This window comes from Oceanobacter mangrovi (genome assembly GCF_019740315.1).
Lineage (GTDB): Bacteria > Pseudomonadota > Gammaproteobacteria > Pseudomonadales > Oceanobacteraceae > Oceanobacter > Oceanobacter mangrovi.
Genome location: NZ_JAHXZR010000007.1, coordinates 143,141 through 168,835, shown reverse-complemented (window position 1 = coordinate 168,835; position 25,695 = coordinate 143,141). Strand labels below are relative to the sequence as shown.

Sequence of the window (25,695 nt, the reverse complement as noted above, 5' to 3'; positions counted from 1 at the left end):
TATGGGGGCCGAGCCAGGGAGAATGAAGCCAGAGACTACGACGCCGGAAAGCAGCTCATCTAACGAGTTTTATATGTCCGACCGGGATTTCGAACAGATCTCCCGGCTCGCCAGTGAGCATACCGGCATTGTGCTCGGGCCGCACAAACGCAATATGGTTTATGGCCGTATTGCCCGGCGGATTCGGTCGCTGGGGCTGTCCAGTTTCAGCGCCTATCTGGCCTATCTGGAGCAGCACAGCCGGGAGGAAATGAGCAATTTTATCAATGCCATTACCACCAACCTTACCTCGCTGTTTCGGGAACCTCACCACTTTCACTATTTGCAGGATCAGCTGCTGCCGGAATTACGGCAGCTCAATGCGGGCACCAAAAAGCTGCGGATCTGGTCGGCTGGCTGTTCGATTGGCCAGGAAGCCTACAGCATTGCCATGACCATCAAGAGGGCGGGATTTCCGTCTGACTGGGACATCAAGATACTGGCGACGGATCTCGATTCCAACGTGCTGGAAACCGGTCATCAGGGGATTTACCCCGCTGACCATGCCGCTCAGCTGGATGCTGCGCTGCGCAAGCAGTTCTTTCTGCTCAGTGCCGATAAAAAGTCGGTACAAGTCGTGCCGGAACTGCGCAAGATGGTTTCTTTCAAGCGCCTCAACCTGTTGGAAAAATGGCCGATGAAAGGGCCGTTCGACCTGATTTTTTGCCGCAACGTGGTGATCTATTTCAACAAGGATACCCAGCGCGTGTTGTTTGACCGTTTTGCCAATCACTTGCGTGTGGATGGGCGGCTGTTTATTGGCCATTCGGAAAACCTCGCCGGTGTGTCTGATCGTTTTAAACCACTGGGCCAAACTATTTATCGGAAGGTGAACTGATGCATGCATCCATTCGCCCGATCCAGCCCCCGGTCAGTTCCGGGTTTGAGCACGTTAATCGCTACTGGGATGACGTGCATCAGGTGTGGGCGGCGAAAATCCTGCCGGGGGAGTTTTATGTGTCAACCACCGGCGAAATGGTCGTGACTGTGCTGGGATCCTGTATTGCTGCCTGTATCCGCGACAAGGTGCGCGGCATCGGTGGCATGAATCACTTTATGTTGCCCGAACAGAACGAGTTTTCGTCTGACGTCTGGGGTGGCAATCCGGGCACCGCAGCTTCCCGTTATGGCAACTGGGCGATGGAGTTTCTGATCAACGAAATCCTCAAGCGCGGTGGCCGCAAGGAAAACCTCGAGGTCAAACTGTTTGGCGGCGGTCAGATGTTTGCTGCCATGTCAGACATCGGCCAGCGCAATATTCTGTTTGCCTATAATTATCTGGCCAATGAAGGGCTCAAGGTTACGGCTGCTGATGTTGGCGATATATACGCCCGCAAGGTGCTGTACTTCGCGGATACCGGTTCCGCCAAGGTGCGTCGTATTCGCGATATGAAAAACACCACGCTGCTGGATCGCGAAAAGCGTTACCGCTCGCAGGTACAAAAAGAATCTGTGCAGGCGGCTGGCACCATCGACTTGTTTTAAGCGTTTTTACCGCGGTGTACTTGCCGCAATCTTCTGGAGTTTGGCTGTATGGCTGATATACGGGTGCTGATCGTCGATGATTCGATTCTGATTCGCAAAATGCTGACCCAGGTGTTGGAAGCTGCGCCCGGTATTGAAGTGGTTGGAACCGCCAGTGATCCACTGATTGCCCGCGACAAGATCAAACAACTGAATCCGGACGTGCTGACACTGGATGTCGAAATGCCACGCATGAACGGTATCCAGTTTCTCAGTAACCTGATGCGGCTGCGGCCGATGCCGGTGGTGATGGTTTCGACCCTCACCGAGGCAGGTGCGCCAGTGACACTGGAGGCGCTGGAAATCGGCGCCATTGACTATATTGCCAAGCCCCAGATCGACAGCGAGAAAGCGCTGGAAAGTTTTTCTCGCCAACTGGTCGACAAGGTCAAAATGGCTGCTGGAGCACGGGTACGACCGTTACAAACCAGCCATCAGGTACGCTTTTCACCACAGCCTTTGGCGGCAATGGCCGACTTCAAGCGTTGGGTTGTGCTGGGGGCCTCGACTGGCGGTACCGAAGCCATCAAGGCTGTTCTCAGCCGGATTCCGGCCCAGTGTCCGCCGATTCTGATTACCCAGCATATTCCTGCCGTCTTCAGTGCCTCGTTCGCCCAGCGTCTCAACCAGACCGTTGAGCCGGAAGTGCTGGAGGCCTGCGATGGTCTTGAAGTGCGGCCGGGGCGGGTAATCATCGCCCACGGCGACAATCATTTGACCTTCCGTCGCGACGGCCAGACGGTGCGGTGTGTGCTCTCGGCAGCAGCGCCGGTTAACCGTCACCGGCCATCGGTCGAAGTGATGTTTGATGCCATTACTGCGGTGCGGCCAGCCCAGCAGCTGGTGGCGGTGATGCTGACGGGCATGGGCATGGACGGAGCGGCGGCAATGAAACGGTTACATCAATCCGGCACCCTCACCATTGCCCAGGACGAAGCCTCGTCAGTGGTCTGGGGCATGCCACGAGCGGTGGTGGAAATGGCGGCGGCTGACAAGGTGGTCGCGCTGGAAAAAGTGGCTGGCGAAATCATAACCATGACACAACTCTAGTGATCCGCAGTGCGAACCGCTCTGGATGTGCTAAACCTATAGGAATCTTGCCTGCTTGATGGCAGGCTGTTGTTGCAGCCAAAGGTCGCAATGGACTCTGCTTTTGAGGGCGACCGTTTTTTATCCATATTCCAATCAAGGAGTAGCGAATGTCAGTCGAATCCAAGGTATCTGGCGACGGCCAGCAGCTGACAATCCAGGTGTCCGGGCGTTTTGACTTCAGTGCCCATCAGGCATTTCGTGATGCCTACGAGAACCCTCATTCATCGGTACGTAAATACGTGATTGATCTCAGCGGCACCTCCTATCTGGATAGTTCGGCGCTGGGTATGTTGTTGTTACTGCGTGACTACGCAGGTGGTGACAACGCTGATATCAGCATCACCAACTGCAATCCGGACGTGAAAAAAATCCTCGCGATTTCCAATTTCGAACAACTGTTTGTGATTGCCTGAAACCAGACAGGGGAATCCGGCCATGTCTTCAGTACAGATTCTGATCGCTGACGATAACCAGGTCGACCGCAAGATCCTCGGCCGCATTCTGCAAAAGCAGGGGCATCGGGTTATTGAAGCCGTTAATGGCCGTGAAGCCGTTGAGTTGTACCGGCAGCACTTGCCTGAAATGGTGCTGCTGGATGTCATGATGCCGGAAATGGACGGCAAACAGGCGGCCTTGCAGATCAAGGATGCTGCAGGTGAAGACTTTGTCCCGATTATCTTTCTGACCTCACTGACCGACGCTTACGGGCTGGCGGAATGCCTAGACAGCGGCGGTGACGATTTCCTCAACAAGCCTTACAACCCGGTGGTGCTGGAAGCCAAGGTGCACGCCTTTTTCCGCATGCGGGAAATGCATTACACGCTGCAGCAACAACGCGACACCATTGCTCGCCACAACGAACACATGATGCGCGAACAGGAAGCTGCCAAGGCAGTATTCGACAACGTTGCGCATCAGGGCTGTCTGTCGGCCGACAATATCCGTTATCTGGTATCACCGCTGGCCATTTTTAACGGCGATGTATTGCTGGCCGCGCGCCAGCCCAACGGTTCGATGAACCTGCTGCTGGGAGACTTTACGGGTCACGGCCTGCCTGCGGCGATTGGCGCTATGCCGTTGGCAGAGATTTTTTACGGCATGACCAACAAGGGTTATGGCGTGCGCGACATCGTGCGGGAGATTAACTTCCGCCTGAAACAAATTTTGCCAGTCGGGTTCTTCTGTTGCGCAGTGATGGTCGAAATGAACTTCGAGCGCAAGACCGCCAGTCTCTGGATGGGTGGCGTGCCCGACTGCTACCTGTATCGCCAGCAAACCGACAAATTGGAGGAACTGAGATCCAGCCATTTGCCCCTGGGAGTACTGAGCGATACCCGTTTTCGCGATTCGCTGCAGGAGTTTAATCTCGCTAATGGCGACCGCTTTTTACTCTGGTCTGACGGCATTCTGGAAGCCCGTAACCCGGCGGGTGAGATGTTTGGTCAGCCGCGTTTGTTTGATGTGATCAGTACTGCTGCCAGTGCGGATGACATCTTTCCGGCCATCCGGCTGGCGCTGGATGAATACCAGGGCGATTCTGCCCGTGATGACGACATCACGCTGGCGGAAATCTGCATGGTTGAGCCACCCGAACAGACCACCCCCGAGATTGATCGCACACTGGCCTGCAAGAATGGCCCGATGGACTGGTCATTTGAATATCGGCTGGGGTCACAAAGTCTCGCCAATTTCAATCCGCTGCCGGTGGTGATGCATGTGCTCAGCGAAGTACCCGGTCTGAAAATGATGAGTGGCCAGCTCTACACCGTGCTGTCTGAACTGTTTTCCAACGCCTTCGAGCATGGCGTGCTGGAACTGGACTCGGCGCTCAAACAAACTCCGGCCGGTTTTACCGAATATTATCGTCAACGTGGTCAGCGCATCGCCGAGCTGCAGCAGGGGCAGGTCAAAATTCATTTGGAGCATCAGGGCGATGGTCTGGCCGGGTTGCTGCGGGTACGTTTCGAAGACAGTGGTCCGGGTTTTGACTATCAAGCCATGTTGGCGGCGAATGCGGCGGCCTTGCAACAGGCAGGAACTGGCCAGTACAGTGGCCGTGGTATCCCGCTGATTCACCGGATTTGTGAATCGGTCGAGTATCTTGGTAAGGGCAACGTCGTCGAAGCTGTGATTCATTGGCCGATACCGGCAACACGAGCCTGAGCACTGGCAGTTAACTCTCAGACACAAGGATTTTCAGGATGTCATCACCTGTGCACTTCGATGCAGATTCGCTCAAGTTGTTGAAAGATGTAATGGAAGAAGAGTTTGATGAGCTGATCGGTTTGTTTGTCGCCGACTCTGAAGAACGACTGCCGGTGATGAAGGCCGCGCTGCAACAACAGTTGGCGGGCGAGTTGATGTCGCAGGCGCACAGCTTCAAGGGAGCCAGCGGCAATGTTTGTGCGGTAACCCTGTCCGAATACAACCGTCAGCTGGAAGATCATCTGCGCAGTGCATCAGAAACCAGTCAATACGACTGGCCATTGCTGACGCGTTTGCTGGACGAGGTTGAAACCGAATACCTGGCGGTGCGGCGGGTCATCGACGACGGGCTGTGAAATACCGACGTTTGATCTGCCGGGGGCCGTACCCAGCATTCATATTGCCGCCCCCAATAATTTCCTCAACCTGGCCTGTAACTTGCTGATTCCATAAATAGCCTATTGCACCGGTTTTTTTATGGAGTTGAGCATGAATGTGCCTTCACTAGCGTCCGATATCTTTGCCTCCCTACAGCCCGCCGCTAATCCGGCTCAGCCCAGTGTTGGCGGGGGCTCTGGTGGTTTTGGTGAAGTGTTGGTCAACGCCAGTCTCAACCAGACTCCGCCAGCGGCAGCCTTGCCGCCTACAACAAACCTTGCCGCTGGGGAGCCAGACGTTGCCGCTGCTAACCTGTTGAGCGGCGAAGATGTGCTGAATCAGATCAAGGCTGGCGGTAATCTCAGTGAACTGGCACTTGAGGGTGCCCTGGCCAGCGAGGCCGAAACCGATCTTGCCGGCGATGCTGCTGATGAGGCTGATGGAAGCGCAACCGAGATTGGCGAGGATGACGGCACCGCTGTCTTGTTTGGCTGGATGACGGCTGGGCCAGTGGATATCACATCGAACGCTGCTCAGTTGAATCAGAATCCTCTGCATCAGAACCCGCTGCAAGCATCGGGGCCATCGTCGTTGGTGGCGAATATGGCGGTTGCAGGGCAGGGGACTCAGTCTGGTCTGCAAGGCAAACTGGCTAATGCCGACAAACCAGAGCCTGCTGCTGTGGTGGACGATTTCAGTGATGATTTGCAAACTGCGTTGGCAGACGATGTTCGTCTGGATGACAGCATCACGCCAACCTCGACCAAATCGGCAGCTTCCCAGCTCACCAGTCAGCTGATCTCCAATAATGCCCAAACCGCTGCGGTCGCCAGTGATAATAACCAGCCATTTAATGAGAGTCCGGCCGACAGCATGATCGATATGGATCTGCCGGTAACTGATCAGCTGTTACATAGTGAGCGGGCGGATATGGATGACATGCTCGAATTTGGTAGCGACAAGAACAATTGGGGCCCGGCACTGGGCGGACGTCTGGCGACCATGATTGCCGAGGATATTCAGCAGGCCCGTATCCAGTTGGACCCGCCAGAACTGGGCGCGCTGGAAATCCAGCTGACGGTCGACCGTGATGATCAGGCCCATGTGCAGATTCATGTGCATAATCCTCAGGTTCGTGAAGTACTGGAATCCCAGGCTCACCGTTTGCGCGATGCATTGAATGGCCAGGGCCTGTCACTGGCGTCCTTTGATGTGTCGGAACAGTCTGGCGGTCAACAGGGGAGTGATGGACAGTCCGGCATGGGCGAGGATTCTGGTTCCGGCGGTTCGTTGGCTGATGGTTTCGCTGACGGTAAATTGACAGCCGATCAGGACGAGCCTTTGCAAACCGTGAGTCTCAAGGATGACCGTCTGGTTAGTACGTACGCCTGATCGTTTGAGCTCTGAGCAATAGGTCGCCTGCAATCTGGATCTGAAAGCAGATCGGGAGCGCAGGCGTCTCACCTGCATACCGCTGTGCCGTTTCCTGAAAACGCACTGCTCCAGAATCTTTACAGCCGTGAATCCAGTAGTGCTGCCTGCATAAATCCGGGCTTGTCCGCCCATCTGCTCTCCTCCTCACCGACTGATCTCCCCTGCAACTTGCTGCGCCTTTACTACACTTGTTAGTGCGTCTCGCCTGCGGTTTTTAAGGTTGATATTTGACGCGTAGAGCCTGATCAGAGTGGCAATTTTTTGACGAAAATCGCTGGCACAGCAATTGCTGATCAGATAACAGCAACCAGACATTCAGCGGGTTCAACCTGTCTGGAGTGAATGGAGAAATTGATGGCAGACGAACAGGACCTCAAGTTCGACGGTAGTGATGAAGGCAAGGGCAAAAAAGGCAAGCTCAAGCTGATCATCATCATAGTGGTGGCCTTGCTGGTATTGGGCGGCGGTGGTGCGGCAGCCTGGTTTTTTCTTCTGGCTGGTGATGATACCGCTGCTGAAGAATCTGCTGCGGTGGCAGAAGAGGCTGCCAAGCCGGAAGAACCCGCTATCCCTGCCGTTTATGTGATGCTGAAACCGGAATTTATCGTCAGTTATCAGGTTGGGCCACGGCAGCGATATTTGCAGCTCAGCATCGAAGTCATGACCCGCAAGCAAACGGTTGTCGACGCGCTGACCTTGCACGAACCCATGATTCGCAACGAGATTTTGCGGGCTCTGGGCGAACAGGAATTTGAAAGCCTGCGCACTAACGAGGGCCGGTTGGCCTTGCAGCAGGCGATCTACAACCGAATAACACAGACCCTCTCACGGGTGGCTCAAACTGCGCCGGCTGATGTGGAATCTGTGTTGTTTACCAATTTTGTAATGCAGTAGGACATCAGAGTGCAGGATTTACTGTCGCAGGATGAAATTGATGCGTTGCTTCACGGGGTGGATGGCGGTGCGGTTGAGCCGGAAGATCCCAGTGATGCCGAGGGAGTGCGCTCCTACGATCTGACCAGTAACGACCGCATTGTGCGTGGTCGGATGCCAACGCTGGAAATGATCAACGAGCGTTTCGCCCGTTATACCCGTATCAGCATGTTTAACTTCCTGCGTCGCAGCGCCGATGTGTCATCGGGCGGCGTGCAGATCATGAAGTTTGGTGAGTACGTACATACCCTCTACGTACCGACCAGCCTCAATCTGGTGAAAATGCGGCCGTTACGCGGCACTGCGCTGTTTATTCTCGACGCCAAGCTGGTGTTCAAGCTGGTGGATAACTTTTTTGGGGGCGACGGTCGTCACGCCAAGATCGAAGGCCGTGAATTTACTCCCACTGAAATCCGCGTGGTGCAGCTGGTGCTGGGTCAGGTGTTCAACGACATGATTGAAGCCTGGGCGCCGGTACTGAAAGTGGATTACGAATACGTCGGTTCGGAAGTGAACCCGGCGATGGCTAACATCGTTAGCCCCAGTGAAGTGGTGGTGGTGAGTACTTTCCACATCGAACTGGATGGTGGTGGTGGCGATCTGCACCTGACTTTCCCGTATTCGATGATTGAGCCGATCCGCGAAATCCTCGATGCCGGTGTCCAAAGTGACGTCGACGAGGTTGACGAACGCTGGTTGCAGTCGCTGCGGGAAGACATTCTCGAAGCTACGGTGCCCCTACACGGCACTTTGACCGAACGCATGATCAGCCTGCGCGAAGTGGCCAACTTCAAAAAGGGTGATGTGATTCCTATCGAACTGCCGGAGCTGTTTACCTTACAGGCCAACGGTGTGCCGGTATTGCGCGGCCGTCTGGGCATTTCCGGTGAAAACCTGGCCGTCAAAATATCTGAACAAATCAAGAGCAAGCGTCGCTAACCGACGATAAAGGCACGTTTGCTGCCGGGAGTACCCTATGAGTGATGACAAGAAAAACGGCCCTGATGAACTGGATCCACAGGCTTTGGCTGACGAAATCGCCGCCGGTGCCGATGATCAGGCTCTGGCGGACGAATGGGCTGCAGCCATGGCCGAGTCTGGTGATGATATGCCGGACGAGGAAGAAGAATTTGAAGGTGAGCGGGTCGAGCTGGAAGAACTGAGAGATGAGGGGCGCCGCCACACCCTGAACCCGGATGGCCCGGAACTGGATGTGATTCTGGATATTCCGGTGCGTATCTCGATGGAAGTCGGCAGCACCCAGATTCCAATCCGTAACCTGCTGCAGCTCAACCAGGGTTCGGTGGTGGAACTGGACCGGTTGGCTGGTGAACCGCTCGATGTGATGGTCAACGGCACCCTGATTGCCCACGGCGAAGTGGTGATGGTGAACGATAAATTCGGTATTCGTCTGACGGACGTGGTGAGCCAGAGTGAACGTATTCAACGCCTGCGTTAAGACCGGCTGTTATTGGCTGGCCGTGGCAGCTGCCTGGCTGTCGCCCATGGTGATGGCCGCTGAAGACGCTGTTGCCAAAAGCCAGCCAGCTGGCCCCAATCCATTGGCCGCGACCGGCAAGGTGGCGATGTTTCTGGTGCTGGTGCTGGGACTGATCCTGTTGCTGGCCTGGCTGGCGCAGCGACTGCGTGCCCGTGGTGGTATGGCCGCTTTTCAGGGTGGCAAGCAGCCGATCCGGGTGGTGGCCAGTCAGGCGCTGGGGATGAAGGAACGGATTGCGGTGGTTGAAGTGGGTGGCAAACAGCTGGTGCTGGGGATTACGGCTCAGCAAATTAATTTGTTGACCGAACTGGATGAGCCGCTGGCAACCGCCAGCGAAGCGCCCGCCAGTTTTAAAGAACTATTAAAAAAGGCGGTCAAGGCATGATGACAGGCGTTCGCAGAGGATGGCTGTGGCTGGCGGCACTGGTGCCGCTGCTGTTGGCAATGCCGGTTTGGGCGGCGGATCAGGCGGGGGACACAGCGGCTGACGGCGGCTTGCAGGCACTGGGTGGCCTGGGCATTCCGGCACTGGTCTACCAGACCACCGAAACTGGCGGCGAATACACCATCACCCTGCAGATTCTGGCGATCATGACGCTGCTGTCGGTGCTGCCGTCGTTGCTGATCATGATGACCTCGTTCACCCGTATCATGGTGGTGATGGCGATTCTGCGGCAGGCCATTGGCTTGCAGCAAACGCCGTCGAATCAGGTGTTGATCGGGCTGTCGCTGTTTCTGACGCTGTTTATCATGATGCCGGTGTTCCGGGTGATTAACGCCGATGCATTGCAGCCTTATCTGAATGAGCAGATTACCTCGGTGCAGGCAGTTGAACGGGCAGTGGTGCCGATTCACGAATTTATGCTCGGCCAGACCCGTGAAAACGACCTTGATCTGTTTGTGCGCATCAGTGGCCGTGACGATATTCCATCGGCCGATCAGACGCCGCTGCATATTCTGATTCCTGCCTTTATCACCAGTGAACTGAAAACCGCCTTCCAGATTGGCTTCCTGATCTTTATTCCCTTCCTGATCATCGATCTGGTGGTCGCCAGTATTCTGATGGCGATGGGTATGATGATGCTGTCGCCGATCATTATCTCGCTGCCATTCAAGATCATGCTGTTTGTGTTGATCGACGGCTGGGCGCTGATTATGGGTACGCTGGCCAATTCCTTCGGGACGATCTAGAGGGAGAATCCGATATGAGCCCAAATGATATTGGTGATCTGTTTACCACGGCCATGTACATGGTGCTGATTTTGGTGGTGGCGATTATTGTGCCGAGTCTGATCATTGGTTTGATCGTCAGTACCTTTCAGGCGGCAACCCAGATTAACGAACAGACGCTCAGTTTTCTGCCGCGTCTGGTCGTCACCCTGCTGGCGATTATCTTCCTTGGCCCCTGGGCGGTGGGCATGGTGATCGATTACACCCGCGACCTCTATATGAATATTCCTTTCCTGGTGGGCTGATATCTGCGCCAGGGCCTGCTTATCTTTGAGTCCTTTGGGCACAGCCTTTGCAATTTCACTGATATCTTCCACAAGCGTCAAAAAACGGTGGTTATGCTGGAACTTACCGATCTCGAAGTCGGACACTGGATCAGCCGTTACGTCTATCCCTTCGCCCGTATCAGCGGCCTGTTTATGGTGATGCCACTGTTTGGTACCCGGATGGTGCCGGTGCGCGTGCGACTGCTGCTGTCGGTCGCTATTACGCTGGCCATTGTGCCGATTCTGCCGCCGTTTCCGAAAGTGGACGCTATCTCGGTCGGCTCCTTTGTGATTGTGCTGCAGCAGCTGCTGATCGGCATTGTGCTGGGTTTTATCGTCGAATTATTGACTCAGGTATTTGTGTTGGCTGGCCAGTTGATCGCTATGCAAACCGGCCTGGGTATTGCGACCACGGTGGACCCGTCACAAGGGGCGTCGGTGGTGGTGGTGTCGCAGTGGCTGTTGTTTATGGTGTCGCTGGTGTTCCTGTCGCTGAATGGCCATCTGGTGCTGATTGAGGTGCTGGTGCAGAGCTTTTTCACCATGCCGGTGGGGATGGACGGCTGGACGCCGGATGATCTTGGCAGCGTGATTTACTGGAGCGGCTGGATGTTTGCGGCGGCGCTGGTGATTGCGTTACCGGCGCTGACTGCCTTGCTGGTGGTCAACCTGGCCTTTGGCGTGATGACCCGCGCCGCGCCACAGCTGAATATCTTTGCGCTGGGTTTTCCGGTCACCATGATGATTGGCCTGTTTATTCTCTGGCTGACCATGACGGATATGGCGCTGGCGTTTCAGCAGCATATGGAAACCCTGTTTACCTTCGCCAACAAACTGATCAAGGGGTAGCTGCGCCATGGCAGAAGAAACCGGTCAGGAGAAAACCGAAGAACCCACGTCGCGAAGGTTGGACAAGGCCAGGGAAGAAGGCCAGATTCCACGTTCGCGCGAACTCAATACTACCGCCGTGCTGCTACTGGGGGCGCTGGGCTTGCTGGCGCTGGGGCCATTTCTGAGCAGCCAGATTGCAGCCGTCGCCAATCTGGGATTTCAGATCGACCGCGACTCAGTGTTTGATACCAGCACCATGGGCCGCAATCTGCTGGTTTCCTTACAGGCCGCTGCGCTGGGACTGGCGCCCTGGTTAGGGCTGATGTTGCTGGCGGCACTGGCCGGGCCATTGGGGGTAGGTGGCTGGATGTTTTCCAGCAAGGCGATTGAACCCAAGTTCAACCGGCTTGATCCTTTGGCCGGGTTGAAGCGGATGTTTTCGGTGAACTCACTGGTGGAGTTGGTGAAGGCCTGGGCCAAGGTGCTGGTGGTGGGCCTGGCGGCCTGGCTGGTGCTGGCCTATTACTTTCCGGCAGTGTTGTCCTTGCTACAGATGCCGGTTGAAGGTGCCATTGCCGGTAGCGTCGATATTATTCTCTGGTGTTTTATTCTGCTGTGCCTGTCGACGGCCTTGATCGCCATGGTGGATGTGCCCTGGCAGATCCATTCACATATGAAAAAGCTGCGCATGTCGCTGCAGGAGATCAAGGACGAATATAAGGAAACCGAGGGTAAACCCGAAGTTAAGGGCCGTATCCGGCAGTTGCAACGGGAAGCGGCCCAGCGCCGGATGATGTCGGATGTACCAACTGCCGACGTGGTGATTATCAACCCGACCCACTTTTCGGTGGCGCTGAAGTATCAGCCTGAAAGCATGGCGGCACCGCTGGTGGTCGCCAAGGGCAAGGATCAGGTGGCCTTCAAGATTCGTGAAATCGCCAAAGAGCACAACGTGCCGAGAATGGAAGCACCACCACTGGCGCGGGCGCTGTATGCCCATACCAAAGTGGGTGACGAAATTCCGGAAGGCTTGTACGTCGCGGTGGCACAGGTATTGGCTTATATCTATCAGATGGATATGTTTGCCAAGGGCCGTGGGCCCAAGCCCGAAAAACGGCCAGAAATGCCGATTCCAAAAGATCTGCGGGTCGATCCGGAGCCGTCCTGAGCTGCATGGCTGCAGCCAGGGAAGGCGTTTGTCAGCGGTTGATCAGTTCAACCGCCACCTGATAGTCGATCGGAAAAACCGGTGGCCCGTACTGGTTGTAGATGGCGACGTCCGCGGCATCACGGCCATAACCGACGGCGACATAACCACCTTTAAGGCCGGACTGGGTGGCATCAAAGGTGTACCAGTCGTGATCGACAAAGGCTTCAAACCAGGCGTGCATGTCCATCGGTTCCAGTTCGTGTAAATACCCCACCACCATGCGGGTCGGAATACTCAGTGAGCGGCACAGGGCAATGGCCAGGTGCGACAGGTCCCGACACACACCGCTGCGACGATCAAGAATCTCCATGGCGGATACCGGTACCGGGCTGGTGCCTGGCTCATACCGAATATTCTGGCGTACCCAGTTTTCAATGGCGGCCACTTGGTCATAGCCGGGAATGCAGTTCCAGGTGATTTCACTGGCCAGTTGATAGAGACGGTCGGATTCACAATAGCGGCTGGGCAGCAGGTAGATCAGCTCCTGCGGCGGCAGATGCTGGATTTCAACGAAGGGTGCGCCGGGTGCCTGTAACACATGATCGGGAATCATGACTTCGGCACTGCAGAAAATCGAAAATGGGCCGGGCGGGGCGACCAGGCGCTGACAGACGTTACCGTATTGGTCGGTGAATTCTGCCACCGGGACGCTGGGCAATACTTCATATTCTTCCCGCGCCACCCATTGCTGGTGTCCGCGGCGGGCCCGCAGCATCAGAATAAAGGGCGTAGGCACAGTGATTTCGAAGGAAAACTCACAACTGGTGCTGATCCACATGCAGCAACATCCTTGCAAAACAAAAGCGGTAAAGGCGCACTATAGGGTGGTCAGATTGCTTGCGCCAGCAGGGTTTTGTGAAGATTTTTGCTGCCCCGAGCGGTTGTTCGGGGCAAACCGGACGGTGCTGTCGGCAACGGCTATTGCTGCAGCACCATCACGTTGAAACCGTCTTCGCTGAGCACATAGGCGGCGGCTTCGGCACGGCCTTCACCTTGCACCACATAGATGAAGTTCTTGTTGAGATCATCGAGGTGGTTACGCAGTTTGGCCAGGGGAATATTACGGGCGCGCGGAATCGGCGATTGCTCGGCTTCCTGTTCGGTTCGAACGTCCAGCAGTACCACTCCGGTATCACTGTCTTCGATGAGCTCGGGCAGCTTGTCTTCCTTGATGTATTCCACAACAGGAGTTTTCAGCAGGGTGTTGAAGTCTTCCTTGCTGAGCACCATCACAACGCCATCACTGGTCATGGTGATGGTGGCGCTGCGCGGCAGTTCGCTGATCAGTGAATCTTCACCAAACAGCGCGCCATTGCTGAGGGCTGCGAGGGTTTCTTCATTGCGACCGGAACCACGGGTCACCAGCGCACGACCTTCCTTGATTACATAACACTCGTTACCTTCGTCGCCCTCACGAATCAGCACATCACCGAGGGTTACTTCACGTTCTTCAAAACGCGACAGCAGCTGCTGGATATTGCCGGGTGGTACGCGGTTGAACAGGTCGGATGTCAGCAGGGTTTCGAGCCAGTCGTTGTCTTCGTTTTCATCGTCTGACAGTGCCAGTTCGATCCAGGTACTGATCAACGAAATATAACGGCGCGGAATCATCGCGACTTCGCAGTCTGTCACTGCAACGGCAGAAAACTTGTGGCTCGGGTGAGTCGCATCCAGAGCCAGGATATTCGCCTCATCTTCGCCTTCGTAACGGCTGACCTGAAAGTCTTCATCAATCAAATCCAGCGTGCCAGACAACAGATAGTGACAGTACTCATCTGGCTGGTTCCGCTTGAAGACAACGGCCTTGGGTTTGAATTGTTGGGTCTTGAAGTGAGGAATCAGTTCCTCCAATGCCTTGGCGGACAGGTCCTCGAATGGAATAAATGTCTGAAGACGCTCTGTACTGATCATACCTTCACTGCTGAATATATTGCGGGGGTGCGTAATAAAACTATAGCAAAGCATCCCTTTTTTGCTTGTGATAAACAGCAACGAATCCGTGTTGCAAAATGTAACAAAAAACCGGCGTGTTATTCCTCAGATTTGGTTTTTGTCGCCATTTTCTGGCCGTTCTGGGAAACCCCGGCGGTGATCGCAAAACGCATGGCTTCCTCAAATGACCAGGCAACTGGTGTCAGGCAGTGGCTGGGTAAAAACACCGTATAACCGCCCACCATATAGCTCATTGGTAAATAGACCGCGACCAGTTCCTCACCGGGGCGAGCATTGGCGACGGCTTCGGGCATTTTCTCACTGGTGATAAAACCAACCAGAGTGCCTTGCTGCGGCAGGTTAACCAGAACGACCGGTTGGTGCTTCTTCTGCTGGTTATCAAACATGGCGGCAAAGTCTTTCACCGCGCCATAGAGCGTTTTCACCACTGGAAAACGCATCAGGGTGCCTTCGAGGTATTCGTAAAGCCAGCTGACAGGGTCAAACTGGAATAACAAACCGACCAAAAACAGCCCAAGAATGGTGAAAGCGAGACCTATGCCTGGAATCTCGGACTGGCCGTCAAAGAATTGAATGCCAAACCAGTCGAGCAACATCAGACCGCTTTCATCCAGCCACAGAATGGTCGACCAGAGGAACCAGATGGTGACTGCCAGTGGCAGCACAACAATCGATCCTTTTAACAGTACCCGGGCGAGATACGGCATGATGTTTTCCTTTGGTTATCAGCGAGTTGTTGCTGGTTGGTCCACTGCTGCCTGTTTCAGTTCAGCAACTTCCTGACGCAGTGATCGTAATTCCTGCATCAGGTCATCGAGGCTGGCTTTGCCATCGGCTTCATCCTGCGCCTCACGCTCGCGGGCGTGCTCATCTTCCAGAACGTTGACGACAATACCAATCACCATGTTCAGAAATGCGAAGGTAGTCAAAAAGATAAACGACAAATAATAAATCCACGACAGTGGATAACTGCCCATGGTTTCGTACATGACGTCGGTCCAGTCTTCAAACGTCATTACCCGGAACAGCGTCAGCATGGCAATGGATATGTCGCTCCAGAGTTGCGGGTTGATATCGGCAAAGAAGGTCGCACCGACTGCAGCGTAGATGTAATAGATGATGAACATCAGCAACACCACATAACCGAGTTGTGGCAAGGCACGCAGCAGGCTGTTCAGCAAGGTGCGTAATTCGGGAATGATGGAGACCATCCGCAGTACCCGGAAAATTCTTACCAGTCGGCCAACCAGCGCCATTTCACTGTTATCAATTGGAATCAGGCTGACTACTACCACCAGAGTGTCGAAGACGTTCCAGCCATTGCGGAAGAAGCGGGTCTTTTTATCGGTCGCCAGAAAACGTACCACGATTTCAAACAAAAACAGCAGGGTAATGGTCAGGTCAAGCCAGTGAATCACCGTCATCACGGGGGCTGGAATGCTGTAGGTGCGGGCGCCGATCAACAGTGCCGAGATAATAATGACGGAGACAACAAACCACTCGAAGATCTTGTTGTCGCGCAGTCGCTGGGAAGCCAGTTGCAGTTGCTGGATACGCATGGGAATTATTCAGTTGAAAAATGGATGGCGCGTATCATATCCCAGCCGTTGCGATTGGCCAGTATGGCGTTGCTCCCCGGCCTGCTGGTCGGGGCGCAAGCATCAGATTACCAGACCTTCTTCAGCCATACGCAGGCTGCGACGGGCCATGGCCAGGTTGGACTTGCCGCTGTTGAGCACGTAATAAATGAACAGGCTGCGGTCAGTGCTGAGTGGACGCAGCAGATGGTACTGGCTGGTCAGGGTGATCAGCATGTCGTCGATTTCCTCGTTCAGCTGCAGCATCTCGATGGTTTTGATTTTCGCGCGTACCACTTCAGTGTTACCAGCAGCGGCAATTTCCAGGTCAAGGCCGCCACCGGCGGAACCCAGCAGCATGCCACTACTGTAGTCAACCACGGCAACAGCTTCGGCACCGTCGACCTTCATCAGATTGGACAGGGTTTCGTTCATATTTCCCATAAAACGAGTCTCGCTGTGAGGTTAGTTGTAGTGCTCAAGCACGTTTGCAATTTGTTTGGCAGCATTGTTCAAAGACCACAAGGCCAGACCATGATTGGTGCTCTTGTCGTAAGCCGCTAACAGCACCAACTCGTGTCGGCTCGACTTTATTTGTCGGCACACCAGCAGGCCGTGGCCGGTTTCAATAATGCTGCCATTGGCGGATTGTTTGTTGGCGTTGGCAGCCAGGCCGTCGCTGATACCGGAAAAGGATGCTGCCATGGCAGCCAATCGGGAGGGTTGAATATCCTGACTGGCCGGAATGGTGTGGCAGATACTGTAACCGTCGGACGTTGCCAGCAGCAGGAATTCGATGCCGCCGGAACCGCTTTGGGCTTCTTTAATACGCTCCAGACAAGCAGCCCGCAGAGTGTTGGAAATCAGTGGCGTGGCGACATTATTCATGGATCAGCGTCTCTATTTCGAGGTTGGCAATCAGGATTTCGAGCGTCATTACCAGCTGCCCACGATCTCGTGGGTCGGTCAGTAATACCGGTAAACAGAGGTTCTGTTGGCTAAGTAGTTCCAGTATCTGTAACTGTTGCTGGTCGCTGCCCCGGTTGATGGCGACCACCAGGCTGCCACTGGTAACCAGCTGGGGAAAGGCATTGAGGAAGTAGAGCATGTCGTTTTGCCAATCGGGCTGACTGGCGTTGACCAGCAAAATAGCGCCAATCGCACCTTTGGCAATGACCGGCCAGACTGCTTCAAAGTGCTTTTGACCAGGAATGCCGTACAGGTGAACCAGTTGCTCGTCGTCGAGTTGGATGGCGCCATAGTCCATCGCGACCGTGGTCGTTGCCTTGTCGTACATATCGCGATTGGAATTGCGCACTTCAGTGTTGGCAGCCATGTCGTCGCTGAGTGTCTGAATCGCGGTGGTTTTACCGGCACCCATCGGGCCGATAAACAGGATCTTGTTATGTACTGGGGTCATGACAGGGCCTTTCTTAATTTATTGCGCAAGCTTTGCAACAGGGAAAGCTGTTGTTCTGCGGGTGGTGTAACTGGCCGGTTGACGGTCATCTTAGGGGCCAGATCCGGCAGGCCCCTTGCTGGCGATTCTGTGCTGCTGATTGGCGTGCCGACCAGCTGGCAGGCCGTTAAAAAACGCACCACGTTATCTTCTGAGGTATTAGCCAGACGGGCAGCGTTCTGAATTGATGTTGATTGCTTTGTTAATAGTGTACAAAGACGGAACATAAAACTGCTGGTTTTATATTGTCCGAGCGCTGGCCAGGCTAATAATCGGTGCGTTTTATTGTTCCAGTTATCAATATCGTTGGCACTCACTGGTTGCTGTAATTGCATTGACCAGAGCAGTGACTTCAGTGGAGTAACGGTGCGGTATTGAGAATCGATATGTTTAACAGATTCAAAACGGAGGCTATTGGCAGCAACCAGACGACTGGCCAGCGTTTCGATGGGCAGGTTGCTGAGCACCAGCCGTTGGCCATCAAATAAACGCACGTAGCAACGGTTATCGGCGGCTTCGACTGACAGCGATTGGCCGTCTTTAATACGGGCAGCCTGCTGTGCCAGTTGGATGGTCGCTGGTAGTTCGGCTGATTCTGCCGGTTTGCTGGCAGGCAGACTGGTACGGGCTGTGCAAACCGACTCAGCCTGACGGAAAATCTCCAGCAGACCAAAGATCCTGAGTGGCCACTCACTCTTGAGGTAGACCACATCCTGCTGACGCCTGTCAGCTGGCAGTGGAAAACCGTACAGGGGAACCTGCACCTTGTGCTGGCCCTGACAGGGTACTCTGGCGAGTACCAGATCGGCGTCTGTGCCTTCTCCCTCGAAGCTCCATTGGCCGGTTGTTTTGTTACTGGTGACGCGAATCTGTTCCTTGATTAATTCAACTTCATAAGGTGTGAAACCAAATGTTTTAACAGACAGATTCATGAGCTCCTCAAGTGGTGATCGGATCTGGTGATTGTTTCGATTCTAAACAAAGTGTGAAATCAATCACAGTGCTAGATGCGTTATGGAATAGTGTGTTTGGTATTTTTGGAAATAAAGCGGTTATTTAAATTGTTCGACAATCAAACCTGTGTTTCAAAAAACTCATAAAGTTTTTTGGTGGTATTTTTATTATTAGCAAGGGGCTGTGAATTAAATAATAACCTTGGTGAGCATATGGGATAGCCAATAAATCGGTCAGCTCAGGATTAAAGCCTCATAACGAATAATGAACAACTCTGCTCTGGAATTTTCCCCGGGGCTGTCATGCTTTGGCAGAGGATCTGGCCTGCGGGCAATGCTGGAACCAGCAGCCAGGTTGGGTCTGTGACGCTGCGATGATCATGTTAGCAAGCCAAATGTTCAGACTGAACAGAAGTCTGGTTTGTTAGTGTTCACTTCTAAGAATAAAATGGTCTAGATTGTCCTCCTTTGTAACCAAACTTCAGAACTTACTTTAAGTTCGCTGCCCACCTCTATGCCTCACTGGTGTATTTCTATTCGCTTGTTTAGAAAACTATCGTTCATCACATTCTAAGTGCTTGTGACGTAAGACAAATTTCATCTTTCAGAGCCGGTACTCGGCTTGCAAAGGCACCGGGCTATTTCTATAGTGTCGAAAAGTGTCGGAATGTGGCGAAAATAAGAGAAAAGTGGGAAACAAGACCGGAAAATGCTGTCGAAAACGGTCATATTTCTGTCATGAGTTTTCATGCCCTCAGCCACATCGAAGACGCAGTGGAAAGGAAGCAATCAGCAAGTAAGCGAGTGAGTGGATACCTTGAAAATAATCAGAGGCTGACGGGCGACATTTATGTTCCGCGGCATGCATCACATCAACATGGACGCCAAGGGTCGTCTGGCAATCCCCACCAGAGTGCGGGAAATGCTGGAGGGTACTGGCGCGTCTGCGTTGGTGGTCACGGTCGACAGCCAGGATCGCTGTTTGATGGTGTACCCACTGGCCGAGTGGGAAGTGATGGAAGCCAAGCTCAATGCCTTGCCAAGCATGGACCCAACCATTCGGCAGCTGAAACGTATGCTGCAAGGTTACGCCACCGACTGTGAGCCGGATGGCAGTGGCCGGATTCTGATCAGTGCCGCCTGCCGTGAATACGCCAACCTGACCAAGGAATGCGTATTGATGGGACAGGGCAGCAAACTCGAATTGTGGGACAAGGCCAGTTGGGAAGCCCGTGAAGCGGCGTACCTGCAGCAACCTATCTCGCTGGAAAATCTACCTGATGAATTAAAGAGCCTGTCGCTATGAATGTGACCGAACTGGCACATACCACCGTATTGCTCGAGCCGACCGTAGATGGCTGTCTCAATGACCCGGCCGGAATCTACGTTGACGGCACCTTCGGGCGTGGTGGTCACAGTCGCCTGTTGCTGTCGAAGCTGGCGCCAGAAGGCCGTCTGTTTGGCATCGACAAGGACCCGCGTGCGATCGAAACCGGCCAGCAGTTGCATGCTGAAGACAACCGTTTCGACATTATCCAGGGCTCTTTTGCGGACATGAAAAACCTGCTGGCACAGCGGGGCATTCACAAGATCAACGGCATTTTGCTGGACCTCGGGGTTTCCTCACCACAGCTGGATGACGCCGAACGGGGCTTCAGCTTTTTGCGTGATGGCCCGCTGGATATGCGTATGAACCCGGACGCCGGACTGTCTGCTGCCGAGTGGGTGGCGACGGAGTCTGAAAAGGAAATCGCCCGGGTACTGAAGGAATACGGCGAAGAGCGCTTTGCCAAACGCATGGCACGGGCGATTGTGATACAGCGTGAAAAAGCGCCGATCACCCGCACGCTGGAGCTGGCAGAACTGCTGCGCGCGGCTAACCCGGCCTGGGAAAAACACAAACACCCGGCCACTCGAGCGTTTCAGGCTATCCGTATTGCCGTTAACAACGAGCTTGGCGATCTCGAACAGATTCTCGACGACAGCATAGAGTTGCTGGTTGCTGGCGGACGTTTGTCGGTGATCAGTTTCCATTCGCTGGAAGACCGGATGGTCAAACGCTTTATCCGCGCCCAGGAAAAAGGCCGTGATCTGCCACCGGGCTTGCCGGTGATGGAGCAGGATCTGGGCAAAACCATGAAAAAAGTCGGCAAGGCCATTATGCCGGACGATGAAGAAGTGGAACGTAACGGCCGCGCTCGCAGTGCGGTGTTGCGGGTTGCCGAGCGACTGGCATGAAGCTGTCGCTGCTGCTGGTCTGGGTTCTGGTAATCGGTTCTGCACTGGCGCAGATCGCGGTTGCACACCAGCATCGGCAGCGCGTGCAGCAATGGCAGCAGCTGGAAAGTCGTCGTGATGGGCTGCAGCAGGAACAAACCCGCTTGCAGCTGGAACTCAGCACCCTGACCAGCTACGCCCGCATTGATCAGCGGGCTCGTAACGAATTGAACATGACTGAACCTGGTGATATCCGGACTTTGACACCATGACCGAACCACAACAGGAATATACATCGCAGGGCATCAGCCACTGGCGCTACTGGATGGTAGTGGCGGTGATGGCTGCGCTGTTGCTGGTGATTCTGGTGCGGCTGGTGGCCTTGCATACGGTTGATCAACCATTCCTGTACGAAGAAGGCGAAAAACGCACGATTCGTAGTCAGGTTGAACCTGCCCGTCGTGGCACCATCACCGACCGCTTTGGCGAGCCGCTGGCAGTTAGCACTGCGGTGGTGGATATCAGCATCAATCCCTCCCGGTTCAAACTCGAAAACGCTGCACCACTGGCGAAAGTGCTGGGGCTCAAGGCCAACAGCCTGCATCAGCGTATTGAATCAGCCCAGGCTCGCGGTCGTGGCTTCCTTTATATCGAGCGACAGGTACAGCCAGACATTGCTGATCGGGTTGCCGAGCTGGGTTTGAGTGGCGTGCAGCTGGAGCAGAAATTCCGTCGTTATTATCCGGCTGCCGAAGTAACCGCCCATGTGGTTGGACTGGTCAATATCGACAGTAATGGTCAGGAAGGTCTGGAGCTGGCCTATAACGATTACCTCACGGGCACTGGCGGCCGTCGAACGGTCGTGAAAGATCGCTATGGCCGGGTGATCAAGCAGGTGGCGGTAGATGCCATTGCCGAGCCGGGCAAGGATCTGCGACTGACACTGGATCTGCGGCTGCAATATCTGGCTTACCGTGAATTGATGGCAGCGGTGCAGCAGCACAAGGCTCATTCTGGTAGCGCCGTGATGCTGGACGCCAAAACCGGGGAAGTACTGGCGATGGTCAACCAGCCCTCCTACAACCCGAATAACCGTGCCGAGCTGAATCCCGAACAAATGCGCAACCGTGCCATTGCTGACGTGGTAGAGCCAGGGTCGACCATGAAGCCCTTCACCATTGCGGCGGCACTGGATTCCGGTCGTTACACGCCGAGCACCAAGGTGGATACCTCACCGGGTTATCTGCGGGTGCGCAATAAGACTATTCGTGATCACCGTGACTACGGGGTGCTGGACGTGACCGGCGTAATTACCAAGTCCAGCAACGTTGGCGTCACCCTGCTATCGGCTGATCTGGGTGCTGAAACCATCTGGAAAACCATGACCGCTGCCGGTCTGGGGCAGGCCAGTGGTATTGGATTCCCGGGCGAAAGTGTGGGCGTATTACCTTATCCGAGTGAAATGGACGACCTGCGACTGGCGACCCTGTCATACGGCTATGGCCTGGCGGTATCTCCGCTGCAGCTGGCGCAGTCTTACACCAGTTTTACCGAACATGGCTGTCGTCGTCCGGCAACCTTGCTGCTGGACTCGGGCACCGACAACAGCTGTCAGCAAGTGATGTCAGCTGCGACCGCTCGCAAGGTACTGGATATTCTCGAAACCGTGACCTCCGATCTGGGTACTGGCCGTCGTGCCCGGGTGCCTGGTTATCGGGTCGGTGGCAAAACCGGTACTGCCCACAAGGTGGGTCAGACCGGTTATGAAGATTCTTCCTACACTGCCGTGTTTGCCGGCATTGCCCCGATCAGTGATCCGGATCTGGTACTGGTGGTGGTGATTGATGATCCCCAGGGCCGTGAATACTACGGTGGCGAAGTCGCCGCGCCAGTGTTCTCGCGCATCATGGAGCAGGCTTTGCGGCTACGTCAGGTCGCCCCGGATGATGCGGCCCATACGACGCCTCTGCGGATGGCAGGAGGCCCGAAATGAAATTATCCGAGCTGATTCAGGGTGCGTTTTTTGTACCGCCGGAATGGGATCGTGAATTCAGCGATATCGCCACCGATAGTCGTGACGTCAAGGATGGCGATCTGTTTATCGGCCGTGCTGGTGGTAGCAGTCATGGTGCTGACTTCACCCTGGCCGCGATTGCCAATGGCGCAGCGGTCGTGATCGAGCAGGGCGAAGTCGGCTTCCGTTGTGATTTCAGTCGCGCTGCGATTCCGGTGTTCAGTACACCCGATGTTAAAGAACAGCTGGCTGGCTGGTTACACCGCCGTTATAGCGCGGTGGCGGATCTCAAACTGCTGGGCGTTACCGGCACCAACGGCAAAAGCTCCTGTGTCAGTTATCTGGCGCAGTTGTCCGCAGCGCTGCAGCAGCCTTGTGGGGTGCTGGGTACTTTGGGTAATGGCCTCTGGCCTGAGTTGCAGCCGACCCGCAACACCACACCGGATCTGGCGGTGGTGCTGCGCGTACTGGCTCAGATGCAGCAACAAGGTGCCGGGCGGGCAGCCATGGAAGTGTCTTCCCACGGTCTGGAACAGGGCCGGGTTGCCGGGTTGGTTTACGACGGTGTGATGCTGACCAATTTGACCCAAGATCACCTCGATTTCCATGGCACCATGGAAGCCTATTTTGCCGCCAAGGTGCGCTTGTTTACCGATTACCAGGCCCGTGTTGGCGTGGTAAATGCTGACTGTCCTTACGGCCGTCAGTTGCTGCAGCGTGATGATCTCAGCTGTCAGCTGTTCAGTTATGGTCGGGCAGAAACTGAATTTTCTGCGTCTCAGCATGTCAGTTACGCCGTCACTGGCTTGTCCCAGCAGGGAATTACGGCGCAGCTGACCAGTCCATGGGGCACAGCGGAGCTGCAATTGCCTTTGTTGGGCGAATTCAATCTGGCCAATGCGGTGGGGGCGATCACCCTGTTGGCTGCCTGTGGTGAAGATTTCCAGCAGCTGGTCAATGCGGCTGCCGCGCTGATTGCTGTCGCCGGGCGCATGGAAGTTTATGTTCGTGCCGATGGTAAGAAGGGCCCGCTGGCGGTGGTGGATTACGCTCACACGCCAGATGCGCTGGCGACTGTGTTGAGTTCACTCAAGCCATGGCAGCGTCCCCTGGGGCTGGTATTTGGCTGTGGTGGTGACCGTGATCGCGGCAAGCGGCCGCTGATGATGGCAGCTGCACTGGCCAGTGCCGACCGTATCTGGCTCACCGATGACAATCCTCGCAGTGAAGATCCCACACAGATTTTTGCCGATGTGATGACGGCGGATGGCGCTGCTCAGGCGGTCGCAGCAAAACAGCTGGTGCAGCAACATGACCGGGCTGAAGCGATTGCTGCAGCACTGGCCGCCGCAGAGGAAAATGCCATTGTGCTGATTGCTGGCAAGGGCCACGAAGATTATCAGGAGATTAACGGCGTGCGACGTCCGTTCAGTGATATTGAAGTCCTGCAAGGGCTGGGTTTTGTCCGTGCCGGAGGTTGTCATGCTGTTTGAATTCACGCTGTCACAGTTGGCTGAACGACTCGGGCTGGAAGCTCCAGAGCTGGATGCCCGGTGTCGTGGCGTCAGTACTGACACCCGTCATATTCAGCCCGGCGATCTGTTTGTGGCGCTGAAGGGTGAGCACTTCAACGGCAACCTGTTTGCCGAACAGGCGTTGCGGTCGGGTGCTGCAGCCGTGTTGCTGGATGAAGCGCCAACTGAACAGCTGTCAGGCCCATGGTTGCTGTTTGGTGATACGCAGTCTGAAGGCAATATAAAAAGTGCTCAGGACGCTTATGGCGAACTGGCTGGTTGGCAGCGTGAAGCCTTTACCGGCCCGCTGGTGGCGATTACTGGCAGCGCTGGTAAAACCACCACCAAACAATTGATGGCTTCTGTGTTGGCGCAGCAGTTCAACACCTGGATGACTCAGGGCAACCTGAATAATCACATTGGTGCTCCGAAAACCCTGCTGGCGTTAAGTCCTGTGCATCAGGCCGCGGTGGTCGAACTGGGTGCCAGTGGTTTGGGCGAAATCGCCTACACCGCCAAATGGGTGAAACCTCGGGTTGGTATTATTACTAATGCCGCAGCGGCGCATCTGGAAGGATTTGGTTCGTTGCAAGGCGTGGTGCAAACCAAGGGTGAGCTGATTGATTTTGTTGCCGCTGACGGCACTGTGGTGCTGAACGCGGATGATCCGGCGTTTGCCCAATGGTGTGAACGGGCTGGCGATAAGACGGTGGTGTCGTTTGGCTTCGCTGATCAGGCGGATGTTCGTGCTGATGATATTGAGCTGGCGGTCTCTGGCAGTCGTTTCACAGTCAGTCGTCGTGGCGAGGACTGGCAGCAGCCGATAACTCTGGCGTTTCCGGGCAAGCACAATGTGGCCAATGCGCTGGCGGTTTTTGCTGCGGCACTGGCGTTTGGTTTGTTGCCAGAGCAGATTGCTGCCGGGCTAGAGGCGGCTACAGCGGTTTCCGGCCGCATGAAGAGCCTGTCAGGCCCGCGCGGCATGATGTTGATTGACGATAGTTACAATGCCAATCCGGCTTCCATTAAGGCAGCAATTGATGTAATTAGCCTCGCTCCCTGTGCCTGGCTGGTACTGGGAGATATGGCAGAGCTCGGCGCGGAAGCCGGGCAGGCACACGGTGATATTGGTCGTTATGCCAAACAACAGGGAATAGACACGCTGGTGGCCACCGGGCCGCTCAGCAAACTGACGGTCGAGGCATTTGGTGATCAGGGTTACTGGTTACCTGCCAGGGATGATGTGGCCGCGTTTATAAATCAAACCGCTCCTGATCAGACAACCGTGCTGGTCAAGGGCTCGCGTAGCGCCGGGATGGATGAAGTGGTCCGGCTGTTACAGCGTTTCGCAGGGGAATAACACTA

The 25,695-nt window shown here is 55.0% G+C and carries 29 protein-coding genes; 21 read left to right on the top strand and 8 right to left on the bottom strand.

Annotated features, from left to right (window positions below; all coding sequences use genetic code 11):
- Positions 1-22 precede the first annotated feature (22 nt).
- From K6123_RS15375 to flhB, 15 genes are all read left to right on the top strand, one after another.
- Positions 23-877 (top strand): CheR family methyltransferase, encoded by an 855-nt coding sequence (locus K6123_RS15375; RefSeq protein ID WP_246624826.1) that lies wholly within the window; start codon positions 23-25, stop codon positions 875-877.
- On the top strand, positions 877-1,524 hold the full coding sequence (gene cheD, locus K6123_RS15370) for a chemoreceptor glutamine deamidase CheD (protein ID WP_221799278.1): 648 nt from the start codon (positions 877-879) through the stop codon (positions 1,522-1,524). The genes K6123_RS15375 and cheD overlap by 1 nt, the downstream gene beginning before the upstream one ends.
- A 48-nt stretch (positions 1,525-1,572) precedes the next feature.
- Complete coding sequence (locus K6123_RS15365) at positions 1,573-2,613, top strand: protein-glutamate methylesterase/protein-glutamine glutaminase (RefSeq protein ID WP_221799276.1); 1,041 nt, start codon at positions 1,573-1,575, stop codon at positions 2,611-2,613.
- A gap of 149 nt (positions 2,614-2,762) precedes the next feature.
- Entirely contained in the window at positions 2,763-3,068 is a 306-nt protein-coding gene (locus tag K6123_RS15360) for an STAS domain-containing protein (protein WP_221799274.1), read from the top strand.
- Between the two features lie 22 nt (positions 3,069-3,090).
- Positions 3,091-4,818: an ATP-binding SpoIIE family protein phosphatase gene (locus K6123_RS15355; protein ID WP_221799273.1), complete on the top strand. Its 1,728-nt coding sequence runs from the start codon at positions 3,091-3,093 to the stop codon at positions 4,816-4,818.
- A 38-nt stretch (positions 4,819-4,856) separates the two neighbouring features.
- On the top strand, positions 4,857-5,216 hold the full coding sequence (locus K6123_RS15350; protein ID WP_221799270.1) for an Hpt domain-containing protein: 360 nt from the start codon (positions 4,857-4,859) through the stop codon (positions 5,214-5,216).
- 133 nt (positions 5,217-5,349) lie between these two features.
- Positions 5,350-6,630 carry a flagellar hook-length control protein FliK gene (locus tag K6123_RS15345; protein WP_221799268.1) on the top strand — a complete coding sequence of 427 codons (1,281 nt, stop codon included), beginning with the start codon at positions 5,350-5,352 and terminating at the stop codon, positions 6,628-6,630.
- A gap of 396 nt (positions 6,631-7,026) precedes the next feature.
- Positions 7,027-7,566: a flagellar basal body-associated FliL family protein gene (locus tag K6123_RS15340; RefSeq protein ID WP_221799265.1), complete on the top strand. Its 540-nt coding sequence runs from the start codon at positions 7,027-7,029 to the stop codon at positions 7,564-7,566.
- Between the two features lie 9 nt (positions 7,567-7,575).
- Complete coding sequence (fliM, locus tag K6123_RS15335; RefSeq protein ID WP_221799263.1) at positions 7,576-8,544, top strand: flagellar motor switch protein FliM; 969 nt, start codon at positions 7,576-7,578, stop codon at positions 8,542-8,544.
- A 37-nt stretch (positions 8,545-8,581) separates the two neighbouring features.
- Positions 8,582-9,064 (top strand): flagellar motor switch protein FliN, encoded by a 483-nt coding sequence (gene fliN, locus K6123_RS15330; RefSeq protein ID WP_221799261.1) that lies wholly within the window; start codon positions 8,582-8,584, stop codon positions 9,062-9,064.
- On the top strand, positions 9,039-9,491 hold the full coding sequence (gene fliO, locus K6123_RS15325; protein WP_221799259.1) for a flagellar biosynthetic protein FliO: 453 nt from the start codon (positions 9,039-9,041) through the stop codon (positions 9,489-9,491). Before fliN ends, fliO begins: the two co-directional genes overlap by 26 nt.
- Positions 9,488-10,297 carry a flagellar type III secretion system pore protein FliP gene (gene fliP, locus K6123_RS15320; RefSeq protein WP_246624825.1) on the top strand — a complete coding sequence of 270 codons (810 nt, stop codon included), beginning with the start codon at positions 9,488-9,490 and terminating at the stop codon, positions 10,295-10,297. Before fliO ends, fliP begins: the two co-directional genes overlap by 4 nt.
- A 14-nt stretch (positions 10,298-10,311) precedes the next feature.
- Positions 10,312-10,581, top strand: a complete 270-nt coding sequence (gene fliQ, locus K6123_RS15315) for a flagellar biosynthesis protein FliQ (RefSeq protein WP_221799257.1) — start codon at positions 10,312-10,314, stop codon at positions 10,579-10,581.
- 93 nt (positions 10,582-10,674) lie between these two features.
- On the top strand, positions 10,675-11,451 hold the full coding sequence (gene fliR / locus K6123_RS15310) for a flagellar biosynthetic protein FliR (RefSeq protein WP_221799255.1): 777 nt from the start codon (positions 10,675-10,677) through the stop codon (positions 11,449-11,451).
- 7 nt (positions 11,452-11,458) lie between these two features.
- Positions 11,459-12,601 (top strand): flagellar biosynthesis protein FlhB, encoded by a 1,143-nt coding sequence (flhB, locus tag K6123_RS15305; protein WP_221799253.1) that lies wholly within the window; start codon positions 11,459-11,461, stop codon positions 12,599-12,601.
- A 31-nt stretch (positions 12,602-12,632) separates the two neighbouring features.
- Here the strand turns inward: flhB and K6123_RS15300 are convergent, their stop codons facing one another.
- The 8 genes from K6123_RS15300 to K6123_RS15265 form a co-directional block, all read right to left on the bottom strand.
- Positions 12,633-13,421, bottom strand: coding sequence for a transglutaminase-like domain-containing protein (locus K6123_RS15300; protein ID WP_221799251.1), 789 nt, complete (start codon positions 13,419-13,421; stop codon positions 12,633-12,635).
- A gap of 140 nt (positions 13,422-13,561) precedes the next feature.
- Positions 13,562-14,554 carry a cyclic nucleotide-binding domain-containing protein gene (locus tag K6123_RS15295; RefSeq protein ID WP_221799249.1) on the bottom strand — a complete coding sequence of 331 codons (993 nt, stop codon included), beginning with the start codon at positions 14,552-14,554 and terminating at the stop codon, positions 13,562-13,564.
- Between the two features lie 119 nt (positions 14,555-14,673).
- Positions 14,674-15,303, bottom strand: coding sequence for a DUF502 domain-containing protein (locus K6123_RS15290; protein ID WP_221799247.1), 630 nt, complete (start codon positions 15,301-15,303; stop codon positions 14,674-14,676).
- A gap of 18 nt (positions 15,304-15,321) precedes the next feature.
- Complete coding sequence (locus K6123_RS15285) at positions 15,322-16,155, bottom strand: ion transporter (protein WP_221799245.1); 834 nt, start codon at positions 16,153-16,155, stop codon at positions 15,322-15,324.
- A gap of 102 nt (positions 16,156-16,257) precedes the next feature.
- The gene (locus K6123_RS15280; RefSeq protein ID WP_221799243.1) at positions 16,258-16,617 is read right to left on the bottom strand and encodes a hypothetical protein; all 360 of its coding nucleotides are present in this window, start codon (positions 16,615-16,617) and stop codon (positions 16,258-16,260) included.
- A 21-nt stretch (positions 16,618-16,638) separates the two neighbouring features.
- Positions 16,639-17,061, bottom strand: coding sequence for a roadblock/LC7 domain-containing protein (locus K6123_RS15275; protein WP_221799241.1), 423 nt, complete (start codon positions 17,059-17,061; stop codon positions 16,639-16,641).
- Positions 17,054-17,593, bottom strand: a complete 540-nt coding sequence (locus tag K6123_RS15270) for a GTP-binding protein (protein ID WP_221799239.1) — start codon at positions 17,591-17,593, stop codon at positions 17,054-17,056. Before K6123_RS15270 ends, K6123_RS15275 begins: the two co-directional genes overlap by 8 nt.
- Complete coding sequence (locus K6123_RS15265) at positions 17,590-18,564, bottom strand: hypothetical protein (RefSeq protein ID WP_221799237.1); 975 nt, start codon at positions 18,562-18,564, stop codon at positions 17,590-17,592. Before K6123_RS15265 ends, K6123_RS15270 begins: the two co-directional genes overlap by 4 nt.
- Before the next feature lie 871 nt (positions 18,565-19,435).
- Here K6123_RS15265 and mraZ point away from each other — a divergent pair.
- Genes mraZ through K6123_RS15235 form a run of 6 tightly spaced genes read left to right on the top strand, consistent with a single transcriptional unit; the run spans position 19,436 to position 25,690 of the window.
- Entirely contained in the window at positions 19,436-19,891 is a 456-nt protein-coding gene (mraZ, locus tag K6123_RS15260) for a division/cell wall cluster transcriptional repressor MraZ (RefSeq protein ID WP_221799235.1), read from the top strand.
- A complete protein-coding gene (gene rsmH / locus K6123_RS15255) occupies positions 19,888-20,823 on the top strand; it encodes a 16S rRNA (cytosine(1402)-N(4))-methyltransferase RsmH (protein WP_221799233.1) in 936 nt (311 codons plus the stop codon). Before mraZ ends, rsmH begins: the two co-directional genes overlap by 4 nt.
- The gene (ftsL, locus tag K6123_RS15250; RefSeq protein ID WP_221799231.1) at positions 20,820-21,074 is read left to right on the top strand and encodes a cell division protein FtsL; all 255 of its coding nucleotides are present in this window, start codon (positions 20,820-20,822) and stop codon (positions 21,072-21,074) included. Before rsmH ends, ftsL begins: the two co-directional genes overlap by 4 nt.
- Positions 21,071-22,795, top strand: coding sequence for a peptidoglycan D,D-transpeptidase FtsI family protein (locus K6123_RS15245; RefSeq protein WP_221799230.1), 1,725 nt, complete (start codon positions 21,071-21,073; stop codon positions 22,793-22,795). The genes ftsL and K6123_RS15245 overlap by 4 nt, the downstream gene beginning before the upstream one ends.
- A complete protein-coding gene (locus tag K6123_RS15240; protein WP_221799228.1) occupies positions 22,792-24,309 on the top strand; it encodes a UDP-N-acetylmuramoyl-L-alanyl-D-glutamate--2,6-diaminopimelate ligase in 1,518 nt (505 codons plus the stop codon). Before K6123_RS15245 ends, K6123_RS15240 begins: the two co-directional genes overlap by 4 nt.
- Positions 24,299-25,690 (top strand): UDP-N-acetylmuramoyl-tripeptide--D-alanyl-D-alanine ligase, encoded by a 1,392-nt coding sequence (locus K6123_RS15235; protein WP_221799226.1) that lies wholly within the window; start codon positions 24,299-24,301, stop codon positions 25,688-25,690. The genes K6123_RS15240 and K6123_RS15235 overlap by 11 nt, the downstream gene beginning before the upstream one ends.
- Positions 25,691-25,695 lie beyond the last annotated feature (5 nt).